At 71.3% G+C, this 3,527-nt stretch carries 1 protein-coding gene and 1 pseudogene; one reads left to right on the top strand and one right to left on the bottom strand.

What is annotated here, in order from left to right:
• Nucleotides 1-109 (bottom strand): annotated as a pseudogene (locus ACWD3D_RS34895) (DUF349 domain-containing protein); the annotation flags it as partial.
• A gap of 1,224 nt (nt 110-1,333) precedes the next feature.
• Between ACWD3D_RS34895 and ACWD3D_RS34890 the strand changes: the two are divergent.
• Nucleotides 1,334-3,527, top strand: a 2,194-nt coding sequence (locus tag ACWD3D_RS34890; RefSeq protein WP_451464698.1) for an RICIN domain-containing protein, incomplete at its 3' end; no start/stop codon positions are given.

Raw genomic sequence — 3,527 nt, 5'->3', positions numbered from 1 at the left:
AGACGTCCTGCGCGCCGCGGAAACGGTTCCACAGCTCGTCCTCGGCCTCGCGCTGGGCGCGGCCCGCCGCCTTCCACTCCGTCATCAGGTCGCGGCCCCTTGGGGCGGTGGCCGGGCTCGATGCCCTGCGAGCGCAGGGCCGCGTACACGGTCGGACGGCTGACGCGGGCGGCTTCGGCAAGTACGGGGATGCTGGTCTCACCCGCCTGCCACGCCAAGGCGATCAGCCGGTCGCGGCGGGCGGTCCGAAAGTTCGCGGCCCACTCGCGCAGCGCTTCCGTCGCCGCCTCCCGTGTCCTGCTCACGCCGCTACCTCCAGTAAAGAATTTTGACTTGTAAAGCTATTTTACAAAGGCCGTCGTTCCGGCAGCACGGCGCCGGTCGGATACCGGCCCTCGAAGGCTTCGCGGTCTCGCGGGCCTGCCACGGGGGTTCCCTGCGACCGGCCATGTGACGACCCGCCTCTTCCGCGACGGGGACGGATCGCCGCTTCGGATGCGTCGTCAACTCCGGCCCGGAGCTGGTCGAACTCGTTCATGGCTTCCGGACAGGGAGGTTCTGGTCACCGAGCCGCCGAGTCACCGAGGTGGAGCAGACGGTGGACCGACAGAACCGCCTCGCGACGACGGCAGCGACCAGCCATCCGCGTCGCAGGACCCATCAACGGACGGGCGAAATCCGGCCAGTTCCTGCCGCACCATCCACCCCACACGCAACTTGAGTACACAGGCTACGCACAGGTAACCGTGGGTGCCGGCCCTTCAGCCGGCCGGGCGGAGCCGCCGCAGTCGACATTCCACATCGCGCCAATCTGCCCCCGGCCCCCCGTCAACCCCTACCGGAAAGTGTCGACTTCTGCCTAAAGTGACGCCGCGCCGGACCCGGTCCTGACCAGACCGGGACCGCGCACGTCATGACGAGCGACCGGGGGAACCACGTCGCCGGGGGAAGTCCATCGTCGTACCGCCATGCCCGCACTCCGTGCATCCCATGCCGTCCGCCGCGCCCCGACGCCCCTGCCCCCGCGTCGGACCGCGCGCCGTCTCGGCGTCGCGGCACCCGCCACTGGTCATCGACCGGTCGGTCCACCCTCCACACAGAGGATGCACACGTGCGTTCACGATCATCCGGGTCACGCAGACCCGTTCTCCGGCGATCCGGGCTCTCCGCCCGGCTCGTGCCGCCCCTGCTGGCCGCCGCACTGCTGGCGGGCGTGGGCGTCGCCCCCGAACTCCTGGCCCGGCCCACCGCCCCGAACACTGAGGCGGCCTCCAGCGACTACGACTGGTACGAGGACACGCCCGCCGAGCTGTTGCGGCAGGACCAGTGTCTGATGAGCGACGTCCTGCGGCTCGGCGGGCCGGCCATGGCCACCAGCGCCAAGGACGCCCTGAACCAGAGCCCGGAGCGGTTGCGGGAACTGGCGGACCGGGACTACTGGGAGGACACGCCGCTCGCCACCGCGTACGAATCGGACCGGACCGCCGCACTGGCCGAACTGGACCGCCTCGACGCGCTCCACAACACCTGGAAGATCACCGGGCTGGAGACGCCGGGCGGCTTCAAATCCGTCGTCGACTTCGAGTGGCCACCGGGCACGAGCGGCGACGACGGCGAGGACTTCCACTCCCAGACCGGCCTCACCGACTGGATCGCCGACCGGTTCTGGAAGGACGAGAGCGACTTCTACGAGGACGCCACCCCGGCCGCCGACGCGCAGACCGTCGCCGCGGTCAAGGCCCTGGGGCAGCCGCTGTACGGGAGCGACCCCGACCCGTCCCTGCCGGACTGGAACCGGCAGCTCGCTCTGCGGGCCGCCTACGAGCACCTGACGGACTGGAGCCTGGAGCCGACCGGCGCCGACAACGCCCGCCTCTTCCTGAGTTCGGGCGGCTTCCCGGACAAGGCGCCGGTGCCGGGCACCGCCGAACACCGGATCGCGGTCGAGGACCTCAAGTCCCGCTTCGCCGCGTGCGCGTGGCGTGATCCGATGGACCCGGAGAAGGTCCTCGGCGAGGTCTCCACGACCGCCGCGGCGGAGTGGCAGCAGGAGATCGGCTCGCAGGCGGCCAAGCGCAACGACATCCTGACCGCGAACAAGAACGCCGTCCAGGCACTGACCGTGGCCTCCGAGTCGATGGGCAAGTTGCTCGGCCACTCATGGGTCGCCGACCACATCACCCGCTGGCAGGACTACTGGTCCTCGGGCGGCATCGGCTGGATCGGCGACTCGCCGATGGCCGTGCAGATCCCGGGCGCGACAGGCAAGTGTCTGGGCGTCCAAGGCTCGGGCACCGCGAACGCCACGGCCGTCGAGGTCGTCACCTGCTCCACGGCGGCCGCCCAGCAGTGGCGGATATCCGGCGGCTACGGCCAGGGCTACAGCCTTCAGAACGTGAACGCGCAGAAGTGCCTCGACCTCGCCACCAACCAGACGAAGATCCAGATCTACACCTGCAACGGCACGCCCGCGCAGGTGTGGAAGTTCAGCGTCCGGGCGAGCGCCACCCTGCAGAACGTGGGGGCGAACAAGTGCCTCAACTTCCCGGCGTACACGGCGGGACAGGACGCGCTCGCGGCGGCCTGCAGCACCGCCGCCACGCAGAAGGTGCTGTTCAAGGTCTCCGCGCACAACGGCACCGTGCCTCCCGCGGCGGAGTTCACCAAGGCCGCGGCGAGGCTGAGTGCCGCACGCACGGGAGCGCAGGCAGAACTGGCGGAGCTGAAGCGTCAGGCGACGGCCGCGACGGCCGCCCAGAGCGCCAGCGTCACCGCCGAGCAGGCGGCGTACGCCATCGCGGACGCCAACGGGGCGCCGCGGGGTCGCGGCCTGCTGGTGGGACAGCAGAAGGCGCAGGTCACGCAGGGCGCTGCCGCGGCGGTGACTGCCCTGGTGAAGGCCGGCGAGACCGCCGAGGCGGCCACCCGGGCGGCTGCCGCGGACAGTGACACGATCGCCCAGCGTGCACTGGCGCAGGCCGCGCAGTCCAAGACGGAGTTCCGCAGCCAGGCGGCCTACCGGGCCGAACTGCAGGCCAAGGCCGCCTCGGAGGCGGCCAAGACGCACCGCGACAACGCGAAGAAGGACAAGGAGACCGCCGAGGCCAAGCTCGCCGAGACCCTGGCGGCGGAGTCCGACGCCAAGGTGGCGGCGGCCGACGCGCACGCCAAGCGGCTCGCGGCCGAGGCCGAGGAAGCCACGGCGAAGAAGGAGAAGGAGACCGCCGAGGCCAAGCAGGCCGAGGCGGCCCAGCACCGGCAGAACGCCGAGGCGGAGGCGGTCAACGCCAACGAGGCCAAGGACAGGGCCGAGGCGTCGGAGTCCACCGCGGTGGCCCGCAGGAACGACGCGGAGGCCGCCCGGGACCGGGCACGCGACCTGCGCGACGACGCCTGGGACGCCGAGCAGAAGGCCGACGCCACACGTGCCAAGTCTGACGCCAAGGAGGCGTTCGCCGAGGCCCACGAGGCAGCCCCAGGACGACCCGTCCGCCGACACCGCCCAGCAGTCGTCCTACGGCTCCGGC

It is taken from the genome of Streptomyces sp. NPDC002690 (assembly GCF_053592415.1).
This window is presented reverse-complemented; position numbering and strand designations above follow the sequence as displayed.